Here is a 19,881-nt window from a genome sequence, read left to right as displayed (position 1 = left end):
CCAAGACCGTCAGATGAAACTCAAATTTGATTCACAACTGGAATATCAGCACGAAGCCGTAAGCGCAGTCACCGACCTGTTCGAAGGGCTGCCAGACAGCCGCGAAGCCTACTCCGTCGACTTGGGTGCAGAAAAGGTGCTTGGGGTAGAACACACCGAACTTGGGATCGGAAACCTCCTCATGCTTTCGGAAGAACGGCTTCTAGGCAATCTCCATTCCATCCAGGGCCGGAACAACGTCACGAAATCCAGGACTCTCGTGGAGGAAGACGGGTCGTATGCCTTTCCGAATTTTTCCGTCGAAATGGAAACCGGTACGGGGAAGACCTACGTCTACCTTAGAACGATCTTCGAACTGAACCGTCTCTACGGGCTCCGAAAATTCATTGTCATAGTGCCGTCGGTGGCCATCCGCGAAGGAGTGACGAGCTCGATCAAACTAATGCGCGACCATTTCCGCGGACTTTACGACAACATCGCGTTCGACAGCTTCGTGTACAACTCGAGAGATCTTAGCCGCGTCCGCCAGTTCGCGACGAACAATGAAATCCAGATCATGGTCATCAACATTCAGGCATTCCAAAAGGATGTTGGCGACGATACCGACTATTCAAAGCTTTCCGACAAACAGCGGAAAAAACTCAATGTCATCCATCAGGAGCGCGATCAGATGTCCGGTCGCAGGCCGATTGACTTCATCCGCGCCACGAACCCGGTGATCATAATCGACGAACCGCAGAGCGTGGACACCACCGAGAAGTCGCAGCGCGCCATCCGCAGCCTGAACCCGCTGCTCTGCTTCCGGTACTCGGCAACGCACACGAATCCGTACAACCTTCTTTATAAGCTCGACCCCATTCGCGCTTATGATCTACGGCTCGTGAAGCAGATCGAAGTTGTCGACGCGAGCTCCGTGCAGGACTTCAACCGGACGATGGTCCGCATCGATTGGATCGGCTGGTCTGGCAAATCTAAGCACCCCCAGGCCAAGGCTACGATCTTCGAGGATACTCCAAATGGTCCGAGGGAGAAGCAGGTTACGCTAAAGCACGGTGCCGACCTCGCCCAGTTCACGAACCGTCCTGATTACGAGGGTTACCAGGTAACGCGGATCGAAGCCGAGCCTGACGACACAGCGTATGTCGAGTTCGGAAACGGAGAGATCGTCGAAGTGACCGAGGAAACCGGCGGTATGGCCGACGAACGGATGAGGAACCAGATCCGGCAGACGGTGGAGGAGCATTTCGCCAAAGAGAAGAAGTTCAGGACGCGAGGAATAAAAGTTCTCTCTCTCTTTTTCGTCGATCATGTATCGAGCTACCGCCAATATGGCGAAGACGGATCCAGAAGTAACGGCAAGGTCGCAGCATGGTTCGAGGAAATTTTCACCGAGGTGTCCCAGAAACCGATTTACCGCGGGGTGCTCCCCTACTCCGCAAAACAGGTCCACGATGGCTACTTTTCGGCCGATCGGAAAAAGGGGAAGATTATCGAGCTCGTCGACACCAGCGGAAGCACCGCAAAGGACGACGAAACCTACGAGCTGATCATGAAGGACAAGGAACGGCTCCTCGATCCTGAGGAACCCCTCCGTTTCATTTTCAGCCACTCGGCCCTCAAGGAAGGTTGGGACAATCCGAACGTCTTCCAGATTTGCACACTCCGTGAAATGGGCACTGAAAACGAGCGCAGACAGACCCTCGGTCGCGGGCTTCGCCTGCCAGTGGACAAAGATGGAGACCGAATCTTCGACGAACAGGTCAACCGCTTAACCGTTATAGCGAACGAAACGTTTCAGGACTATGCGCGCGGACTCCAATCCGACATCGAGAAAGCGATTGACCCGAGCGGTGGTTTCAAGTTCGGGCGGCTAACCCATCTGGCCTTCACCTGCTTACTCAACCGGGACAAGTCCGCCTACCTGACACCGGAAGAATCCGAAGCACTCTGGAACCATCTCGCAGCCAAAGGACTCATCGACCAACGCGGCGACTTCACCTCGGCTTTCAGGCCTAGTGCGGAAGGATTCACTCTCGAGCTCCCAGAGGCCTTCGAGGGGATGGATCAGGAGGTGACGGAGCACATGAAACGGCTCATACCGCGTGAATTCGTAAAGGACGCTAGGAACCGAGCACAGATGCGGTACAACAAGCGGGTCGAGCTCAACCCGGAATTTTGCGCAATCTGGGATCGCATCTCCCAGAAGACCCAGTTCTCCCTCGAATTCCGGACAGAAGACCTCATCGCCCGCGCTACAGATAAACTTTCAAAGATGCCGCCTGTTGAGGCCGTGAGGATTGAAGTGACTAAGAGGACAGTAGAAGTCACGAACGCAGGCGTCGTAGAGGGCCGCATCGTTGGGACCCGATCATATGTCGTGAGCAATGGGCAGCCGCTTCCCGACATCTTAGCGTTTCTCCAGCGGGAAACCGAGCTGACGCGTGCCACATTGGCCAAGATCCTGAAAGGTTCGGAAAGGCTCAAAGACTTCGGGAAGAATCCCCAGGCGTTCATGACCGAATGCGCGAAACTCATTAACCGGTCGCTCCACGAGCTCATCATCGAGGGCATCAAGTACGAACCGATCGCTGGACAGTTCTACGAAATGCGGTTGTTCGAAGACTCCGAAGTCGAAGAATACCTCGACCGGCTCTACGCGGTGAAGGAAAAGACTGCGGCGTTAGACGACGGGACCACGGTCGCGCGAACGCCGTACGACTGGGTTCAGTGCGACTCCGACGTCGAGCGCGACGTCGCCGAACGGCTCGACTGCGACCCGAACGTAAAATTCTTCTGCAAGCTCCCAAAGGGATTCAAGGTCCCAACACCTCTAGGGAACTACACACCCGACTGGGCTATCGTGCTACAGGATGACGGGGCCCTCTACTTAGTACGCGAAACCAAGAGCACGCTCGACCGCGACGAGCGGAGGAGTGCAGAAAACCATAAGGTCGATTGCGGTAAGGCCCACTTCAAGTCCCTCGGCGTCGACTTCAGGGATGCGACCAACATTCACGAGGTCCTCGAACACAGCACTTACCCCGTCCAACGGCCAACAACCTCTCTGCTCTAATCAAGCCGTTCCAGAAATCCGGTTTAAGTCTTGAAAAGGCGCACCGTCTTGTCCTTTGCGCCGTGTTCATTCCACGGGAGCTCCAGCCATGACGTACTACCAATCAAATGCGGTCTACAAAGCTCTCGAACAATCCACTAACCATCCGTTCGCATGGGTTTCCGGAAATGCGTGGATGCTTGTGTATGGTGACGATTCGGCGGAACCGCGGTTAATGGTCCTAGCCCATGGAAGGTCGTGGAAGCCAGAACCGACGGCAATGCGGACATTCGAAATGATAGCTGCAGCGGCAGGACTGCCGGTGGTTCGGATCGCGTTCGACGACGCAGCCGATTCGGTTAACGACGTGCACTACGCAAACGGCCTCGCCGACTTAGGAACTACGATCTCCCTCGCCGACCTGAAAGCAAAATTCCAGGGGTTCGGCCTCCCGGTAATAGGCGGAGCATGCGGGAAGAGCGTTAACGATGCCACGAGCAGCGCGTACCACAATTGGCAACGCGACAATCTTGGCGCGATCAAGGTCACCGACGTCGATCTCGTAAGGATCGATATCGCCGGGATGCCATGCGAAATAGTGGAGCTCAAGCGCTCGTACTACGCGTTGGACAAATGGCAGCCGTTCCCCAACGACTTCGTAAACTTCAACGTCCTTCGTGCTGTCGCCGGAAGGGCGGGGCTGCGGTTCACTATCGCATACAACGTTCGACAGAAAACTCCGTTTCGGGACGACGCGTCGCTGCTGTCGCTCTTCGACTACCCGATGCCGAACAGCCCCAAATTCCTCGGGCATTTCCCATTTTGGGATTTCGCGGCGGGGAAATACTGACGAGTCAGGTAATGCAAGGGGCTGCGGGTGAGCTGACCTGCCTGACTTCTTCGGGCCATTTCAATCTTGGAGAACGGCCTCGATTGCTTCAGTTGAACAATATCGCTGCTTGAACTCGTTGGGCGTCAGGTAGGCCAGACTCGAATGTGGCCGAACAGCATTGCATTGTAGTGACGCCGCCATTGGTCGATCACAACTTTCGCTTCCGTGCGGGTGCGAAACCATTCGAGGCTCAGGCATTCGTCACGGAACTTGCCGTTGAAGCTCTCATCCGCGCCGTTCTGCCAAGGTTTGCCGGGATCGCTGAGCGCCATGTCCATGCCATTCTGTGCCGCCCACTTCAGGATGGCGCGTGACACGAATTCCGGCCCGTTGTCCGAGCGCAGATAGCGCGGTGCGCCGTGCAGGCTAATCAGCTGTGACAGAACCTCGATGACTCGCCCCGAGCGTATTGAACCGGCCACATCGATGGCCAGGCATTCACGCGTGTACTCATCGATCACCGTCAGACACTTTAACTGCTGGCCGTTGAACCCAATGATGGACCCATCGTCCTTACGCTCTTGATCGCGGTTCGCGAAAGGCCGCGCAAGCCCGTTTCCTCCTCGCGGTTGCTGGCTCGGAGGACCGGGAGAGAGACGGGATGCAACGTCGAGCCGCACAGTGTGTGACGCAATTCGGGCTACGCGGAGTACGTCGCGCGCTCCTTTGAGGCCCTTGCGACGTCGGGGTCCTCAACCGTTTCAACCATCGCGATGTGTTCATCGAGGTAGTCCTGCGGGAGGCCATGTTCCCGGGCGCCAGCCAAGACATGATTCTTATACCAACTGTAAGGCCGGAGGCTTTCGTCGATGGCGTCGTTCGAGGCGATATATGTCAGGACCTTCCGCCTGCGGCCCTTGTCATTGACGACCGTCACTATGGCGGCGTCATAACCCTTACCGATACCCTCAGCAGCGTCGAGCTTTCTACGTTCTGATGGATCAAAACAGAAAAGAACACCGACCACAGCGCTCTCATTGTCATCCGTCGCGAACGCGTTGCACTTCCCCGAACCGTCCTTGCTACGCTTGTGAAACCGCAGTTCATGCCCAGGGAGGGTGGCGACCCCCAGCGGCTTGGCGCTCGGAATTCGTTGCCGCAGCCGCGCAGTGGCCATGTTCGATCCATAAGCGAAATATTCGGTGGGCTCCGGCGGCCCGGTCTCTGCGTCTTGTAACGCTTCGACCGCGGGATCGCCTGGCTTCTGGATGGCACGCAACGGCACGGTCATGGTGCTGTGGTCATGGGTCTCTTTGCCTTCGCGGGTTATGAGTGGTCGCACGTTCTCGGCATCAAAGATTGGAACAGGTCTGCCGGCCCATCCGCAGCCGGCGCATCGCGGTCGTTCCCAGACCACGCCCGGCGCCGCAGTGTTTTCGCCCTTTTCGGGCACAAGATCGGGCGATCCGCAATTCGGACAAGCCTCTGGCACGCCGCGTAGCTCACGAAGGATCAGGGAGGTGGCCATACCGATGGCATGCTGAATCAACGTGTGCGCCAAGTCGGCATCGAGCCAGGTAGCTGATTTTGCATGCGTCAGCCAATTGGAGAACGTCCAAGCGCTATCGAGCGCACCTTTCAATGCACCGCGTCGCTCCCGATTGCTGTTGCCGGGCACGAGAGCGTTGCAGATGATTTCCGACCACTCGCGGAAATTGGCGCGCTGAGGTGGCGTTTCCGTCCAGACCGCGGCGTCTTGGGCGACGCCGATCAACTCAAGCAAAGTCTCTCGGCAACGAACACCAACCGCCTGGTAGTCCGCGAGATTGTGGGCATGGCTGACTGCATCGCCGGCCTCTTCCATCATTTCGAAGACTGGCCCGAACGGAAGGAGGCGCATGTCGTCGCGTTGGTCCTGCTCGGTGCGGGGGATACGCAGAATCAAACCGATGTGGAAGGTCAGCGCCAGGTCCATATTAGGGAACTGTTGCTGGGAATAGAGGTTGGTGCCGCCAGTGATGACCCACCATCGGTCTTTGTTGGTGTGTATGTCCCACACGTCGTGGCACATGTTCAGCACCGATTCGGAGTAGACCTTTTGCATGAAGGTTACTTCTAGGTCGGGGGCTTGCCATTCGAAGTATTCCCGAATGGATTCGATCTCCTCTTCGCTGGCCTTCAGCATGCTGGCTCCCATTTGAGGCGGGCGGCCTCAAGCAACAATTTCGTTCGTGGCCACTATAACTCTGCGCAAACAACAGCAGGAGATGCAAACGGGCGAACCAGGCGTCGCTCTCGGCGTCCTTCGGAGTCGTGTATCCCTTTTGTTCATGCCCCATGCTATCGTCCATCGCTGTGGTTGAAGGTAGGTTCGCAAGATGATCCGCGATGATATGAACGCTCTCTATGCTCCGGTCGAGCAACGGGATAACCCAACACTGCAGGGTAAGCCGGTGGCTGTCGGCCACGGGGCGAGCCTCGCGCTGATCAGTTCGGTCTACCCGCTGCCGAAAGGCATTCGGCTGGTCGGCGTCACGCTGTCGAACTTCGCGGCCATGACGGAGCCCCCGCGTTGAACAACGCGAAGGGCGCACTCCTATGATCCCGGGCGACAATCTTCCAAGAGTGTTTCAAGCCAACACCGACCGTCTCTTTCAGCGGTTGATATGGCCTGGCTTAAACGCGCTGCCGATCCACGCCGAGCTTCGATTCGGCGAAGCCGTATCGATGAACGAATTCCTCAATCGTGCGGCGGCGCAGGTCGATAACCATACCGCGAACGAAGCTGCTAAGGCATTTACCCTCACTCTAGCCGGTCTCTTTGAACGTCAGCTGCGCATATGGGGTCGCAGCCTCGGCGTGGCCGGCAAGAAGCCCGGTCGGGAGCTGTTTCGCGAGCACCTTCCCGAATGCGCCGCAAAAGGCGGCGTCGATCTCAGCGGCATCTGCGACAGTCTTGTAGAGATGTTCCTCGTCGCGAACGTCTATCGCCATGGCGATGGGACCTCGGTGAACGATCTACGCGCCCACGCACCAGAACGTTGGACCTACGATCCCTCGCGATACATCGACATTCTTCCGCCGAACCCCGAGGAGAGTGAGCAGCTCCTTATCCGACCCGAGGACGTCGTCCGCTATGCCGGTGCCTGCGCGAGATTTTGGGGTCGGGCCGACAAGCTGCCCGGCGCGGTATCCGAGCCGGGCTACGGCTGATGCGATCATGCCTTTGACAATGACGATCGATGAGACTGGAACGCATCGCCGACCGCCTACGATAGACAGACACTTATGAATCCGTTCGACGAACTACCGCGCCGTGATCAGAACCACGAAATAGAGGACCAAGCTCTTGCAGCCTTCCAAAAGCGGCTGGCCGACAGCGGTTGTTTTATCCTTCAGGCGTCGGACCGCAAGGACTACGGCACAGACTGCCAGATTGAGGTCGTCGCGGGCGGTCTGGCGACAAACGTCCGCGTGCATGTTCAGGTGAAAGGTACAGCCCGGAACCTGAATGCCGACGGGTCGCTCAGTGTCTCCGTCGAGCGCGCGAACCTGAACTACCTGCTGATGCAGCCGTACAGCTTCTACGCCTGCTACCACGTCCCGACGGGTACGTTGCGCATCTGCCTAGCCGACGCTGTCCTGCAGCAATACGAGCACGGCGGGCGTTCATGGACGGACCAAAGCTCGGTCACCGTCACCTTCACGCGCGAGATGACGATCGATCAATTGTGTAAGGTGGCCGCGCTCGCGCGGTCCGGCGCCAAGTCTTCGCGGGACCGTCGGGTCGCTCAAACCTCCGCCGGTCCTAAAGACTTACCCAACGCCGTCCTGGACGCCGTACCGGTGGTCCATGTCCCGGAGGATCAGCTCCAAGCGGCGACGCTGCTGCAGCAGCTTTATGACCAGAATGCAGACGACGTGATCAGCGCAAGCTTCGAGCGGTTCGCCGCAGCGCTCGGTGCTGATCACGACTTCATTGGCATCCTCTATATGTCGGAGATCAATCTCGGCATGGCGCGCCGAACTCTTCATCCAGAGCGGATCGTCGAGGGCATCGCGTTTTTCCAGCGGCAACTCGCAAGTGGCCGCTTTCAGGCTGCCAGCCTGCATTACACCATTGGAAACGCATACTCGGCGATTCCTGACGATGAGCAGGCCAAGTTGGCCTATCAAACCGCCCTTACAGATCCAGGACTTATAGGCGCCTCCGAGTTGGCGGCCCAGATCCACAAGAATCTAGGCACGAGCTTCGAGCAACTCGGCGATCAAGATTCAGCCGTTGAGCACTATTGTGAGGCGCTGCGGCTGGATTCGAATCTGGCCGAGGCCCACAATGCTATGGGCAACCATCTCGTTCGGATCGGCCGTTACAAGGACGCTCTGAATCACTTCGACCAAGTCGCATTCGTAGATCGCAACCAGGGAAAGATGACGGCGGTGTCCGGGTGGCGCGTCAACGTCTTGTTCAACCTCGACCAGGGCTCAGCTGCATTCCGCGAGATCAATGCTCTAATCAGTCATGCCGACCGCTACGAATGGATTTGGCCGTGGTGCCTACGGCTAGCGGCGAGTTTCGGCCGCACCACGATCGACAACGCAGTGCACGCGCGCGCCTTCTGGCAGCGCTACGTCCAAGCCCATCCTGACGACTCGCAAGGGCGATGGGAGTTGCTAATGAGTAGTTTCTACTTGCGAGGACAGGGTTATGACCTCAAGAAAACCTACGCCGAATTCAGGGGTGAATTCGACCGCCATATCGCTCACGTCATCGCGGATGGCGCCGCATTACCGTGGGATCGCCTAGGCCATTGGGCACAGGAGAACGGGGACTGGGTGGAGGCTGAACGCTGTTTTCGCAAGGCCTACGATCTCGAAGGCGGCCACTATGGCTATTGCCTTGGAACGGCGCTGAACTTTTTAGACCGCTTTGACGAAAGTGTACCGATCCTCTTGGAGCAGGCTAAAGCGCTCCAGCCAGACGCAATGAGTTGGTTTCAGGTCGGCGTGGCATACGCGCATCTTGGGCAGGCCGAACAGGCGATCGACGCCTTCCATCGGGCGGTCACCCTAGATCCTGAATATGCTGCGGCAATGTTCGAGCTCGGCGGAGTGCACTGGAACAGCGGCGACTATGCAAAGGCGAAGCAGGTTTGGTCAGTGGCCAGTGAGCGCTTTCCTGACCACGAGCTCGTCTCTCAAGTGAAAGCACTTTTGCAGTGAGCAAACTCTATCGCTCGCGAACAACTGGCGAAAAGCGACGTTTTTGATAACAGGATTCACAGCAGGATTTGGCGTTATGTAACGGAACACCGTGCCCCGGCGTGCGGACCGGTGTCAAAGCATCTGCATAGCGGTCGCTACATCGGATCGGCGTCGGGAACGCTCATCCCGGCAAGCGCGGGAGCAATACCCGCCGCCACTGTCACTGAGAAGTGGTCAAGGACTGTTGGGATCCGTCAATGTTGCTACCAGGTTATGTGGACGCCCCGGATTGCAAGCGGGTTTTGCAGTTGATCTACAGGTCAAGGCAGCACGCTTATATCCGGTCTGTTGATGCAGGCTGGTCGACCTGCTGGCCCATATGGAATCCGCGGACGAGGGTCTCAGCTAACATGCGAACTCGAGTCCATGGCTCTTATCAGAATTGCCTCGTCCCGGTCCACCTGAATAGCGCACGTGAATTCGCTCTCGGCCCACGCATCCCGAGCAAGCGGAGCATCGAAAGCACGTATGCGGTCTAGACGCAGACGTTTTGAGCCGCGGCGGCATTGCTTTTGCGGGTCTCAATCTACGTCTAAGCCTTTGATTCTTCATCGGTTATTGGGTGCTCTCGCGTCGGAGGTCATCTTTTCTGCGAATTTTGTAGGGAAGGGTCACCTTTTCTGCCACTCCGTCGCGAGGAAATTCGCAGAAAAGGTGACTAAGCCGTTGATTCGTATGGACCGGAGAGGTCGCGTTTTTTGCGAACCTACAATGCAGGGTCTCAATGGCCGATATCGGCGACCGGTGCGGCCTGTCCCCCTTCATGATTGCGGGCTCCCTCGACGTGTTGCCTTGCACCCCGGATGCCGTCATCGTCACGCCCACGCCTGTAACCGGACCTGCCGGGATTGCGACGGATGAAAATCGTCCGGTCAGCGGCGTTTTTCGACGCTTTGCGTCGAAATGGCCGGTTCTTGAGATTTTTTTGGTCGCACCGAGGCGATATGATTTCTTCAGCCCCAATATCGTCGGCCAATCCATGAAGCGCGCCAGCATCGCGGCGACGCGGCCCCGCAAGCACGAGAGAGTTGTATGCCGGACACGCCAATCGTCATCGTTGAACACGCCCACAGGCGAACTGCTCAAGTCCGGGCCGGCGACGTCCCCGCCGCCTTGCAGGATGGTCCCAAGTGGGTGTGCAGGATCGTCCCGGATCACGCACGGAGCTCCTGCGAAGGGCGTCGATCCGCTGCAAGCGTGGCTGAAACGCTCGGCCGACTGAAGCCTGCGAGCGTCGTGTTGACGGACCCTGTCCCGAGCGCCGGCGGCTGGCTGGCGCGCTCTTCGACCGATGGGGCCGGTCGGCACCGCGCCTATGCGCATCTCAGTGCGAACCGGATCCTCGAGATGGTCGGAATGCCGGGTGTCGGCCCGTGGCTCGACGAGCACGACACCTGGTGGCCCGGCGCGTACGAGTTGCCGCTGCTCGAACAGTTGTCCGCGAACGAGTCGCCTCTACGCGACTTGCTTGGTGCGACTGCACCCGCCCATTTGCTGATGAGCCTGACCGAAGTCGACGGCACCGCACTCGTGACCGAATCGGACGATGGCATCGAGCGTCCGTTCCGTATTCCTGCGGGTGTGGATACGATCCATTTCGCACCCTTATGCATCTTCGGTCCGGTCGCGCAGTGGCGCGAAACGCTCGTCACCGCGTTCGACCGTGTCCGGCATCTGGTCGGGCTCAGATCTGCCCGACCTTTCTATCTTTGACGCAAGTACCCGTTTTCCGGCAGGCCACGCCATGACCGACGCACTCGACTCCTTCGACCGCAAGATCCTGAATATCGTCCAGCGCGATTGCACCGCGACCGCGGACGCCATTGCCGAACGGATCGGTCTGTCCACGTCGGCCGTGCAGAAGCGGCTGAAGCGCATGCGCACCGAAAAGATCATTTCGGCGGAAATCGCCGTTGTCGATCGCGCGGCGGTCGGCAGGCCGATGACGTTCATTGCGGCGATCGAGATCGAACGCGAAAACTACGAGACGGTCGCCAGGTTCCGCGAGTGGTCGAAGGCGCACGACGAAATCCAGCAGATCTACTACGTGACCGGCTCCGTCGACCTGATCGCGATCATCACGGCACACGACGTCGAGGCGTACGACCGGTTGTCCGCGCGGATCATGCAGAGCAACCCGATGATTCGCCGGATCAACACGAACGTCGTGCTGAGCGCGGTGAAGGTCGGGCTGTTCGTGCCGGTCGACAAGGACGGCGACGACGAACCGACGCTCACCTGACGGAGTTGTTTCGCTCGGGAACTGGCGATTCGCCCGTCCCGCATGACAAACCGTAACGGGTGACTGCCTGAATCGGGCGAATCGACTAATTTGAAAATCGATTCGCATCACTAACCTGTGTCATGTGGTCAATGAACAGGAGATGATCAAGATGGAACTCAAACTGGCACTGGTCGGTTTCGGCGGAGTCAATCAGGGACTGGTCGAACTGCTCAAAAGGAAGCGCGCGATGCTGGCTGCGGCGGGACTCGACGTATCGGTGACGATGGTTGCCGACCTGCGGTTCGGGATCGCGACGAATCCTCGCGGCATCGCACTGGACGTGCTCGACGAAACCGCTCGGCGGGGCGTCGATGCCGAAGCGCTGCGCCGCGATCCCGGCACGCTGGTGTCGCCGGACGTCGGTCTCGCTGCGGTGCTGAAGGCCATCGCGTCGGACCACGTGGATGTCGTCGTCGAGGCGACCTTCACCGATCCGAACACCGGTGAGCCTGCGCTGTCGCATTGCCGTACCGCGCTCGAATGCGGCAAGCACGTGATTACGACCAACAAGGGGCCGATCGCGCTCGCGCAGCCGGCACTGGCGCGGATCGCCGCGCAATCGGGGGCTTGCGTGATGTACGAGGGCACGGTGATGAGCGGCACGCCGGTGCTGCGGCAGCTCGCGACGTCGCTGCGCGGCTGCGACATCAACGGCTTCGCCGGCATCCTGAACGGCACGTCGAATTACGTGCTCGGCGAGGTCGAGGCCGGCGCGAGCTTCGATGCGGCGATCCGGGATGCGCAGCAGCGCGGCTATGCGGAGGCGAACCCGGCGGCCGACGTCAACGGTTCGGACGTACAACTGAAAGTCGTCATTCTGGCGAACGCGCTGTGGAATGCCGGCCTCAAGCGTGGCGACGTGACGTGCCGCGGCATCGTCGAGCTGACCGAGCACGACGTACGCGCAGCGGCGGCGGAGCGCATGTCCTGGCGCCTGATTGGTTCTGCCGTCCGGCATCCGGACGGCACCGTGACCGCGAGCGTCGAACCGCGCAAACTGCCGGCCGGCCATCCGCTGCTTGCCGCGAACGGTGTGACGAACGCGATCACGTTCGACACCGACGTGCTCGGCGGGGTGACGATCAGCGGGCCCGGTGCGGGGCGCGAGGAAACGGCGTTTGCGATCCTCTCCGACCTGATCGAACTCGCGGACAGGATCGGCGCAACTGCGCACGAGGTGGCCGCATGAGCGCGCGCGATGCGGTGATGACCGACTGCACGGGAGCCGGCGTAGCCGATGTCCGGTCGCCGTATGACGGCTCGATCGTCGGCCAGGTTCGGCTGTCGCGTGCCGACGCGGCGCCGGCCTTCGTCGAGCGCGCGCTCGACGGCGCGCGTGCGGCCGCAACCATGCCGCGCAGCCAGCGGGCCGACATCCTGTTTCGTGCCGCTGCGAGCGTGGAGGCACAAGCGGAGACATTTGCACGCAGGATCGCGCTCGAAGCGGGCAAGCCGCTGCGGCAGGCACGCAAGGAGGTCGCGCGCTGCGTGAACACGCTGCGCCTGTCGGGCGAGGAAGCGAAACGACTCAGCGGCGAGACGATCCCGTTCGACGGCTATCCCGGCTCCGAGGATCGCAGCGGCTACTACACGCTGGAACCGCTGGGCGTGATTCTCGCGATCACGCCTTTCAACGACCCGCTGAACCTCGTTGCACACAAGCTCGGACCGGCGATCGGGACCGGCAACGCGGTAATCCTGAAGCCCTCGTTGCTCGCGCCGCTGTCCGCACAGGCGCTCGTCGAGGTGCTTTGGGAAGCCGGTGCGCCGCGCGACGCGCTGCAGATCGTGCACGGCGGCGCGGATATCGCATCCGCTCTGGTGCGCGACCGGCGGATCCGAATGGTGACCTTCACGGGCGGCCCGCAGACCGGCGAAGCCATCACGCGCGATGCGGGACTCAAGAAGGTCGCGATGGACCTGGGCGGAAATGCACCCGTGATCGTCATGGCCGACTGCGACCTGAAGGATGCCGCCGAATCCTGCGTGTCGGGTGCGTTCTGGGCGGCGGGCCAGAACTGCATCGGCACGCAGCGGATCTTCGTGGCCGAGGCCGCGTACGAGCCGTTCGTCCGGTATTTCGTCGAACTGACCGGCAGGATGGTCGTCGGCGATCCACTGGACGACGCAACCGACATGGGGCCGATGATCGGGGAGGAACAGGCGATGCGCATCGAACGCTGGGTCGACGAAGCCGTGTCGTGCGGTGCGACGGTGCTGACCGGCCATCGGCGGCGCGGGGCGCTGTATGAACCGACGGTGCTCGCGGATGTGCCGCACGACGCGCGTGTCTGGACCGACGAGGTGTTCGCGCCAGTCGTGACGATCGAGAAATTCGCCGACCTGCACCACGCGTTCGACGCGGCCAACGCGTCGGAGAGCTGCCTGCATGCAGGCGTGTTCACCAGCCGCCTGGAGGTGGCGCTCGACGCGGCCGAGCGCCTGCAGGCGGGCGGCGTGATGATTAACGATTCGTCCGATTACCGCTTCGACGGCATGCCGTTCGGTGGTTTCAAGCATGGGTCGCTGGGCCGCGAAGGCGTTCGGTTCGCGATGACGGAAATGACGCAGCCGAAGGTGGTCTGCTTCAGGCGCAACCGGCGGCTGTCGAGCTGATGCGCAAGCGCCGGCGCCTGGCGGGCCGGCGCCGCGCGAACCGGAGCGGTGTGAGCAACGTATCGAAGAAGGAGTCGAGGATGCCAGCAGCAATTCCTGCATGCAAGCCGGCGGCGGACGCGCTGGTGGTCGAGGATATTCACAAGTCGTTCGGCGGTGTCGAGGTGCTGAAGGGCATCTCGCTGACCGCGAGGAATCATGAGGTCGTGTCGATCCTCGGCAGTAGCGGGTCGGGCAAGAGTACGTTCCTCAGGTGCATCAACTTGCTGGAAATGCCCGATCGGGGCCGGATTTGCGTGAACGGCGAAACGCTTGCGTTGAAGCAGGCGGGCCGCGACGGCACGCTCGTCGCGGCCGACGCGCAGCAGGTGATGCGCGTGCGCCGCAAGCTCGCGATGGTGTTCCAGCAGTTCAACCTCTGGGCGCACATGACCGTGCTGCAGAACGTGATGTTCGTGCCGGTGCGCGTGCTTGGCGTGCCCAAGCGAGACGCTCGCGACAAGGCGATCGCGATGCTCGAACGGGTCGGGCTCGCCGGCAAGTGCGAACACTATCCGAACCAGTTGTCGGGCGGCCAGCAGCAGCGCGTCGCGATTGCACGTGCGCTCGCGACCGATCCCGACGTGATGCTGTTCGACGAGCCGACGTCCGCGCTCGATCCCGAGCTCGTCGGCGAAGTGTTGAAAGTGATGCGCTCGCTGGCCGACGAGGGACGCACGATGCTCGTCGTCACGCACGAGATGGGGTTTGCACGCGAAGTCGCGAACCGCGTCGTGTTCGTCCACCAGGGACGAATCGAGGAAGACGGCAGTCCCGATGAGGTGTTCGCGAGCCAGAAATCGCCGCGTTTCCAGAAGTTTCTGTCCAGCATCATCTGATGCGGATTCAATGTCAACCGGAGGGGAAACCATGAAGAAGCTGCTTCAGTCGCTGTGCGTGGGCGCGGTATTGCTCGGATCTCTCGCGCATGCCGAGCAGGTCGTGCGGATCGGCACACTCGCCGATTACGCGCCGTTCGAATACAAGGATGCATCCGGCAAGCTGCAGGGCATGGAGATCGACATCGGCAAGAAGATGTGCGACACGATGAAGGTCAAGTGCCAGTGGGTGACGATGGATTTCGACGCGCTGATTCCGGCACTCAAGGCGAAGCAGATCGATGCGGTGCTCGCGCAAATGTCGAAGACGCCGGAGCGTGAGCAGTCGGTGGACTTCACGCGCATTTTCACGACGGCACCCGTGCAGCTCGTCGCGAAGCAGGGTTCGGGCATCACGGACAGCCCCGCCACGCTGCGCGGCAAGACGATCGGCGTTCAGACGGCATCGACGCACGAATCCTATCTGCGCCGCCGCCTGCCGGCGAGCAAGTCGGGGATCGACGTGAAGGTCTATCAGACGCTCGACGAGGCATGGCTCGATCTCGAGGCCGGACGCGTCGATGCGGTGCTCGCCGACAACACGGTCGCGTACGACTGGCTGACGAAGGCCGGCAGGAAGGAAGGTTTCGACTTCGTCGGCAAGCCGATCGCCGATGCGGAGATCTTCGGCGACGGTACGGCGATCGCGGTACGCAAGGGTGACGCGCCGTTGAAGGCGCTGTTCGACAAGGGCATCGCGCAGGTGCAGGCGGATGGCACGTTCGCCGCAGCCAACAAGCGCTATTTCCCGTTCACCATCGCGCCGCAATAACCGCGCATCGGGACTGCGCGGCCGCCGGACGGCGGCCGGCGCGATCCGGGCTCACAAGGAGCGATATCACGATGGACATCTTGGTGAACTACGGCGCGCAGATCGCGGCTGGCGCGCTGGTCACGCTGGAGCTCGCGGTCAGCGCGCTATGCGTCGGCATGCTGCTCGGCATCGCCGGCGCATCGGCAAAACTGTCGAGCCTGGGCTGGCTCAGGCATGCGACCTATGCGCTGACCAATTTCCTGCGTGGCATTCCAGAGTTCCTGATCCTGCTGATCTGCTACTTCGGGCTGTCGCGTCTGCTCAACGCGCAATTCGATGGCGCCGTGGTGATCAGCCCGTTCTCCGCCGGCGTGATCGCGCTCGCCGTGGTGTTCGGCGCCTATTCGTCGGAGATGTTCCGCGGCGCATTCATCGCGGTGCCGCCCGGGCAGATCGAGGCCGCGCGCGCGTACGGGATGACACGCCTGCAGACGCTGTGGTACGTGCGTCTGCCGCAGACGTGGCGCATCTGCCTGCCGAGCCTGAACAACATGTGGCAGAACTTGCTGAAGGACACGTCCCTGGTATCCATCGTCGGGCTCGAGGACATGTTGCGCAAGGCCAACATCGCCGCGCAGTTCACCAAGCAGCCATTCGTCTTCTACGTGACGGTCGGAATCGTCTATTTCGGCTTTCTCGCCGCATCCAACCCCGTGTTCGCTTGGCTCGAGCGCATCGCGGGCCGCGGTTACGCAAAACCCATCTGAGGAACGCCAGGCGATGAACGACTTTCTCTCCCTCATCGTGCAGTCCGGCCCCGACGTCGCGCGCGGCATATGGATCACGCTCGAGCTGCTGGTGCTGTCATGCACGCTTGCGTTCGTGCTCGCGGTGCCGCTGGCTGTCGCGCGCACGTCGGCGTGCCGGTGGCTGTCGACACCGAGCCGCCTGTTCATGTCGGTGTTTCGCGGCACGCCGCTGCTGGTGCAGATTTTCGTGCTGTATTACGGGCTCGCGCAGTTCTCGGTCGTGCGTGCGTCGCCTCTGTGGCTGCTGGTCGGCGGATCGTTCTCGTGTGCATTGTGCGCGCTGACGCTCAATCTCGCGGCCTACATGGCGGAGGACATCCGGGGCGGGATCGCCGGCGTCCCCGCCGGCGAGAAGGAGGCCGCGCTCGCGTTCGGGATGAGCCGCTTCATGCTCACCTGGTTCGTGATCGTGCCGCGCGCGATCGGCATCGTCGCACCGACGCTCGGCAACGAGATCGTGCTGCAGCTGAAGTCGACCGCGCTGGCCAGCACGATCACCGTGCTCGACCTGACCGGTGTCGCGCGGCGCATCTCCATCGAAACCTATACGACCGACGCGCTGATGCTGGCCGGCATCGTGTACGTCGGTATCACGGCGGTGCTTTCGACCGTGCTCAAACGCGTCGAGGGCCTGCTGAATCGCCATCTGGGCAGCGCGCGTGCCTGACGGGCGCCGCATGAACGCGACACAACGAACGATCCGAGGACGACATGGGATACAAGCTTGAAACGCTGGCTCTCGCTGCGGACCGCGACGTGACCGACGAGAAGTCGGTCGCGCCGGCGATCCACTATTCGGCGGTGTTCAAGGCAGCCGGAAGCGAGGAATTCGCGGAGATGTCGAGCGTGCCCCAGCATCCGCGCAACTACACGCGCTACGGCAATCCGGTTCACGAGCGCGTGAAGGCGATCATGGCGGAGCTCGAGGGCACCGAGACCGCGCTCGTCACGGCATCCGGAATGGGCGCGATCGCGACCGCGATCCTCAGTGTCGTGAAGGCCGGCGATCACGTCGTGGGCCAGACGCGTCATTACATGAGCACGACGAAGTTGCTCGACGACATGCTGCGCCGGTTCGGCGTCGAGGTGACGTTCGTCGACCAGGCCGACGTGGCCGCGTTCGATCGCGCGATCCGGCCGAACACACGGCTGATCGTGCTCGAGTCGCCGGTCAATCCGCTGCTGCTCGTGACCGACATCGCGGCGGTGACTGAAATCGCGAGAGCCCGCGGCATCCTGACGCTCGCGGACAACACGTTCGCGTCGCCGGTCAACCAGCAGCCGCACCGGCTAGGTGTCGACATCGTCGTGCACAGCGCGACCAAGTATCTCGGCGGCCATCACGACCTGACCGGCGGCGTGATCTGCACGAGCCGCGTGCTCGCCGAGCAGATCTGGCATACGCACATCACGCTCGGCTCGGTGCTGTCGCCGATGGACGCGTGGTTGCTGCTGCGCGGGCTGCGCACGCTGCCGATGCGCGTCGAGCGGATCAACGCGAACGCCCAGGCGCTCGCCGAATTCCTCGAGGCGCACGCGAAGATCGAGCGCGTGTTCTATCCGGGCCTGCGCAGCCATCCGCAGCATGGGCTCGCATGCCGGCAGATGCGCGGCTTCGGCGGCGTGGTCGCGTTCGGCGTGCGGGGAAGCTACGGCGAAGCGCAGCGCTTTGTCGAGGCGCTGCGCTTGCCGCTGAATGCAGGCAATCTCGGCGGCGTCGATTCGCTCGCGATCCATACGGCATCCATGTGGGCCGGCACGATGTCGGCGGAGCAAATGCGCGCTGCCGACATCCCGCTCAATTTCATCCGCTATTCAGTTGGCATCGAGCACATCGACGATCTGAAAAGCGATATCGAGCAAGCATTGGAGCAGATCTGAAACGGGCCGGCGCGCACGCTCGATCGACGTCTCGCGTGCGTCGCGCGGGCCCTTGAATCGATTCGGGCACGAGATGCGCGGATTGCAACCACGGAGCACGGACTATGCATGACATCACAGTACTCGACGGCGGCATGGGGCGCGAACTGGCGCGGATCGGGGCGCCGTTCAGACAGCCGGAATGGTCGGCGCTCGCGCTGATGGAAGCGCCGCATTACGTCAGTCTCGCGCACGACGCGTTCGTCGCGGCGGGCGCCGACGTGATCACCGCGAACAGCTATGCGGTCGTGCCGTTCCATATCGGCGAGGAGCGGTTCCGTCGCGACGGTGTCGCGCTCGCGGCGCTTGCCGGGCAGCTCGCGCGGCAAGCGGCGGACCGCGCGGGGCGGCCCGTGCGCGTCGCGGGATCGCTTCCGCCGACGGGCGGTTCCTACCGCCCCGACCTGTTCGACGCGGCGCGCGCGGATGCGATCCTGGCGACGCTCGTCGATGGGCTCGATCCCTATGTCGACCTGTGGCTGGCCGAGACGCAGAGCCTGACCGACGAAATCGGCGCGGTCCGGCGTGCGCTGGGCGGGAATCCGAAGCCGCTGTGGGTCTCGTTTACGCTGCGCGACGACGTCGACGCACGCGCCACACCGGTACTGCGGTCGGGGCAGTCGCTCGACGAAGCGATCGAAGCGGCCGTGTCCGCGCACGCGAGCGCGCTGCTGTTCAACTGCAGCCAGCCGGAAGCGATGGGGGCGGCGATCGACGCGGTGCATCGCACGCTCGCGCGCACGGGCACGTCGCTCGCGATCGGCGCCTATGCGAACGCGTTTGCGCCGCAGCGTGCCGATGCGCGTGCGAACGAGGAACTCGACAGCTTGCGCGGCGACATCGATCCGCCCGGTTACGCAAAATGGGCGCGGCAATGGCTCGCGCTGGGCGCGCGGATCGTCGGCGGCTGTTGCGGAATCGGCCCCGACCACATCGCGGCGGTGCGCGACGCGGTGGACGCCCGCGGCGCCGCGCATCCAGGGTCCGGCCAATGAAGATCGACGGCCTCGACCGGAAGATCATCGACGCATTGTGTGCCGATGCGCGGATCCCGCTTGCAGTGCTGGCCGACAGGATCGGTTTGTCCAGGCAGGCGGTCCGCAACCGGATCGACCGGCTCGAAGCGCTGAACGTCATCGCCGGGTACACGGTGCGTCTCGCATTGCCCGACGATATCGTGCCGGTGCGCGCCGTGATGCTCGTCTACCGCAAGGACCGGATGCGCGGTGCGGACGTGCTTGCCGCACTCGAACGGATCGCCGAGGTTCGCGATTGCGCGGTCCTCAGCGGCGAGGTCGATCTGCTCGTACAGATAGAGGCCGCCACACACGAGCGCATCAGCGATATCTGGGCGACGATCAGTGCGATGGACGGCGTGCAGAACATGACGACCAGCTTCGTGCTCGATTCGGTTGTCCGCAAGCGTTGACCA

18 protein-coding genes and 1 pseudogene are annotated in these 19,881 nt (G+C 61.6%); 16 read left to right on the top strand and 3 right to left on the bottom strand.

Going from position 1 to position 19,881, the window contains the following annotated elements; genetic code table 11:
• Positions 1 to 13: 13 nt before the first annotated feature.
• Together ACPTTC_RS33785 and ACPTTC_RS33780 are read left to right on the top strand one after the other, a co-directional pair.
• Positions 14 to 3,073, top strand: a complete 3,060-nt coding sequence (locus ACPTTC_RS33785) for a DEAD/DEAH box helicase family protein (RefSeq protein WP_423395652.1) — start codon at positions 14 to 16, stop codon at positions 3,071 to 3,073.
• 88 nt (positions 3,074 to 3,161) lie between these two features.
• Complete coding sequence (locus ACPTTC_RS33780; protein ID WP_423395651.1) at positions 3,162 to 3,902, top strand: hypothetical protein; 741 nt, start codon at positions 3,162 to 3,164, stop codon at positions 3,900 to 3,902.
• Positions 3,903 to 3,962: 60 nt separating this feature from the next.
• Here ACPTTC_RS33780 and ACPTTC_RS33775 read toward each other — a convergent pair.
• Both ACPTTC_RS33775 and ACPTTC_RS33770 read right to left on the bottom strand, forming a co-directional pair.
• Positions 3,963 to 4,432 (bottom strand): annotated as a pseudogene (locus ACPTTC_RS33775) (integrase core domain-containing protein); the annotation flags it as partial.
• Between the two features lie 152 nt (positions 4,433 to 4,584).
• On the bottom strand, positions 4,585 to 6,069 hold the full coding sequence (locus ACPTTC_RS33770; protein WP_423395650.1) for a gamma-glutamylcyclotransferase family protein: 1,485 nt from the start codon (positions 6,067 to 6,069) through the stop codon (positions 4,585 to 4,587).
• A 193-nt stretch (positions 6,070 to 6,262) separates the two neighbouring features.
• Here ACPTTC_RS33770 and ACPTTC_RS33765 point away from each other — a divergent pair, with 193 nt between their 5' ends.
• The 3 genes from ACPTTC_RS33765 to ACPTTC_RS33755 all read left to right on the top strand — a co-directional run bounded on the left by ACPTTC_RS33765 (position 6,263) and on the right by ACPTTC_RS33755 (position 9,107).
• Positions 6,263 to 6,460: a hypothetical protein gene (locus tag ACPTTC_RS33765; RefSeq protein WP_059638346.1), complete on the top strand. Its 198-nt coding sequence runs from the start codon at positions 6,263 to 6,265 to the stop codon at positions 6,458 to 6,460.
• 22 nt (positions 6,461 to 6,482) lie between these two features.
• Positions 6,483 to 7,097 carry a hypothetical protein gene (locus ACPTTC_RS33760; protein ID WP_423395649.1) on the top strand — a complete coding sequence of 205 codons (615 nt, stop codon included), beginning with the start codon at positions 6,483 to 6,485 and terminating at the stop codon, positions 7,095 to 7,097.
• 75 nt (positions 7,098 to 7,172) lie between these two features.
• Positions 7,173 to 9,107 (top strand): tetratricopeptide repeat protein, encoded by a 1,935-nt coding sequence (locus ACPTTC_RS33755; protein ID WP_423395648.1) that lies wholly within the window; start codon positions 7,173 to 7,175, stop codon positions 9,105 to 9,107.
• Positions 9,108 to 9,704: 597 nt separating this feature from the next.
• Here ACPTTC_RS33755 and ACPTTC_RS33750 read toward each other — a convergent pair.
• Positions 9,705 to 10,307, bottom strand: a complete 603-nt coding sequence (locus ACPTTC_RS33750; protein ID WP_423395647.1) for a hypothetical protein — start codon at positions 10,305 to 10,307, stop codon at positions 9,705 to 9,707.
• Positions 10,308 to 10,346: 39 nt separating this feature from the next.
• Between ACPTTC_RS33750 and ACPTTC_RS33745 the strand changes: the two genes are divergently transcribed.
• The 11 genes from ACPTTC_RS33745 to ACPTTC_RS33695 all read left to right on the top strand — a co-directional run bounded on the left by ACPTTC_RS33745 (position 10,347) and on the right by ACPTTC_RS33695 (position 19,878).
• Positions 10,347 to 10,862 carry a hypothetical protein gene (locus ACPTTC_RS33745; protein WP_423395646.1) on the top strand — a complete coding sequence of 172 codons (516 nt, stop codon included), beginning with the start codon at positions 10,347 to 10,349 and terminating at the stop codon, positions 10,860 to 10,862.
• Between the two features lie 31 nt (positions 10,863 to 10,893).
• On the top strand, positions 10,894 to 11,391 hold the full coding sequence (locus tag ACPTTC_RS33740; RefSeq protein ID WP_175671319.1) for an Lrp/AsnC family transcriptional regulator: 498 nt from the start codon (positions 10,894 to 10,896) through the stop codon (positions 11,389 to 11,391).
• A 151-nt stretch (positions 11,392 to 11,542) separates the two neighbouring features.
• Positions 11,543 to 12,622 carry a homoserine dehydrogenase gene (locus ACPTTC_RS33735; RefSeq protein ID WP_175671320.1) on the top strand — a complete coding sequence of 360 codons (1,080 nt, stop codon included), beginning with the start codon at positions 11,543 to 11,545 and terminating at the stop codon, positions 12,620 to 12,622.
• A complete protein-coding gene (locus ACPTTC_RS33730; RefSeq protein WP_423395645.1) occupies positions 12,619 to 14,049 on the top strand; it encodes an aldehyde dehydrogenase family protein in 1,431 nt (476 codons plus the stop codon). Before ACPTTC_RS33735 ends, ACPTTC_RS33730 begins: the two co-directional genes overlap by 4 nt.
• 80 nt (positions 14,050 to 14,129) lie before the next feature.
• Positions 14,130 to 14,927 carry an ABC transporter ATP-binding protein gene (locus ACPTTC_RS33725; RefSeq protein ID WP_175671322.1) on the top strand — a complete coding sequence of 266 codons (798 nt, stop codon included), beginning with the start codon at positions 14,130 to 14,132 and terminating at the stop codon, positions 14,925 to 14,927.
• A 31-nt stretch (positions 14,928 to 14,958) separates the two neighbouring features.
• Positions 14,959 to 15,738 (top strand): transporter substrate-binding domain-containing protein, encoded by a 780-nt coding sequence (locus ACPTTC_RS33720; RefSeq protein ID WP_423395644.1) that lies wholly within the window; start codon positions 14,959 to 14,961, stop codon positions 15,736 to 15,738.
• Between the two features lie 71 nt (positions 15,739 to 15,809).
• Entirely contained in the window at positions 15,810 to 16,487 is a 678-nt protein-coding gene (locus ACPTTC_RS33715) for an ABC transporter permease (protein WP_423395643.1), read from the top strand.
• Between the two features lie 13 nt (positions 16,488 to 16,500).
• Positions 16,501 to 17,196: an ABC transporter permease gene (locus ACPTTC_RS33710; RefSeq protein ID WP_226200318.1), complete on the top strand. Its 696-nt coding sequence runs from the start codon at positions 16,501 to 16,503 to the stop codon at positions 17,194 to 17,196.
• Positions 17,197 to 17,240: 44 nt separating this feature from the next.
• A complete protein-coding gene (locus ACPTTC_RS33705) occupies positions 17,241 to 18,410 on the top strand; it encodes a trans-sulfuration enzyme family protein (RefSeq protein WP_423395642.1) in 1,170 nt (389 codons plus the stop codon).
• Between the two features lie 104 nt (positions 18,411 to 18,514).
• Positions 18,515 to 19,444: a homocysteine S-methyltransferase family protein gene (locus ACPTTC_RS33700; protein WP_423395641.1), complete on the top strand. Its 930-nt coding sequence runs from the start codon at positions 18,515 to 18,517 to the stop codon at positions 19,442 to 19,444.
• Positions 19,441 to 19,878 carry an Lrp/AsnC family transcriptional regulator gene (locus ACPTTC_RS33695; RefSeq protein ID WP_423395640.1) on the top strand — a complete coding sequence of 146 codons (438 nt, stop codon included), beginning with the start codon at positions 19,441 to 19,443 and terminating at the stop codon, positions 19,876 to 19,878. The genes ACPTTC_RS33700 and ACPTTC_RS33695 overlap by 4 nt, the downstream gene beginning before the upstream one ends.
• The last annotated feature ends 3 nt before the right edge of the window (positions 19,879 to 19,881 follow it).

It is taken from the genome of Burkholderia mycopellens, assembly GCF_964265025.1.
Taxonomy (GTDB): Bacteria; Pseudomonadota; Gammaproteobacteria; order Burkholderiales; family Burkholderiaceae; genus Burkholderia.
Note: the sequence above shows the minus strand (reverse complement) of the source record. Positions and strands in the feature narration are given on the sequence as shown.

Excerpts from the sequence above, each read along its gene's own strand:
- ACPTTC_RS33705 (WP_423395642.1), top strand. The coding sequence starts at position 17,241 with ATGGGATACAAGCTTGAAACGCTGGCTCTCGCTGCGGACCGCGACGTG.
- ACPTTC_RS33695 (WP_423395640.1), top strand. The coding sequence starts at position 19,441 with ATGAAGATCGACGGCCTCGACCGGAAGATCATCGACGCATTGTGTGCC.
- ACPTTC_RS33765 (WP_059638346.1), top strand. The coding sequence starts at position 6,263 with ATGATCCGCGATGATATGAACGCTCTCTATGCTCCGGTCGAGCAACGG.
- ACPTTC_RS33715 (WP_423395643.1), top strand. The coding sequence starts at position 15,810 with ATGGACATCTTGGTGAACTACGGCGCGCAGATCGCGGCTGGCGCGCTG.
- ACPTTC_RS33785 (WP_423395652.1), top strand. The coding sequence starts at position 14 with ATGAAACTCAAATTTGATTCACAACTGGAATATCAGCACGAAGCCGTA.
- ACPTTC_RS33700 (WP_423395641.1), top strand. The coding sequence starts at position 18,515 with ATGCATGACATCACAGTACTCGACGGCGGCATGGGGCGCGAACTGGCG.
- ACPTTC_RS33755 (WP_423395648.1), top strand. The coding sequence starts at position 7,173 with ATGAATCCGTTCGACGAACTACCGCGCCGTGATCAGAACCACGAAATA.
- ACPTTC_RS33720 (WP_423395644.1), top strand. The coding sequence starts at position 14,959 with ATGAAGAAGCTGCTTCAGTCGCTGTGCGTGGGCGCGGTATTGCTCGGA.
- ACPTTC_RS33725 (WP_175671322.1), top strand. The coding sequence starts at position 14,130 with ATGCCAGCAGCAATTCCTGCATGCAAGCCGGCGGCGGACGCGCTGGTG.
- ACPTTC_RS33740 (WP_175671319.1), top strand. The coding sequence starts at position 10,894 with ATGACCGACGCACTCGACTCCTTCGACCGCAAGATCCTGAATATCGTC.
- ACPTTC_RS33760 (WP_423395649.1), top strand. The coding sequence starts at position 6,483 with ATGATCCCGGGCGACAATCTTCCAAGAGTGTTTCAAGCCAACACCGAC.
- ACPTTC_RS33735 (WP_175671320.1), top strand. The coding sequence starts at position 11,543 with ATGGAACTCAAACTGGCACTGGTCGGTTTCGGCGGAGTCAATCAGGGA.
- ACPTTC_RS33780 (WP_423395651.1), top strand. The coding sequence starts at position 3,162 with ATGACGTACTACCAATCAAATGCGGTCTACAAAGCTCTCGAACAATCC.
- ACPTTC_RS33710 (WP_226200318.1), top strand. The coding sequence starts at position 16,501 with ATGAACGACTTTCTCTCCCTCATCGTGCAGTCCGGCCCCGACGTCGCG.
- ACPTTC_RS33730 (WP_423395645.1), top strand. The coding sequence starts at position 12,619 with ATGAGCGCGCGCGATGCGGTGATGACCGACTGCACGGGAGCCGGCGTA.
- ACPTTC_RS33770 (WP_423395650.1), bottom strand. The coding sequence starts at position 6,069 with ATGCTGAAGGCCAGCGAAGAGGAGATCGAATCCATTCGGGAATACTTC.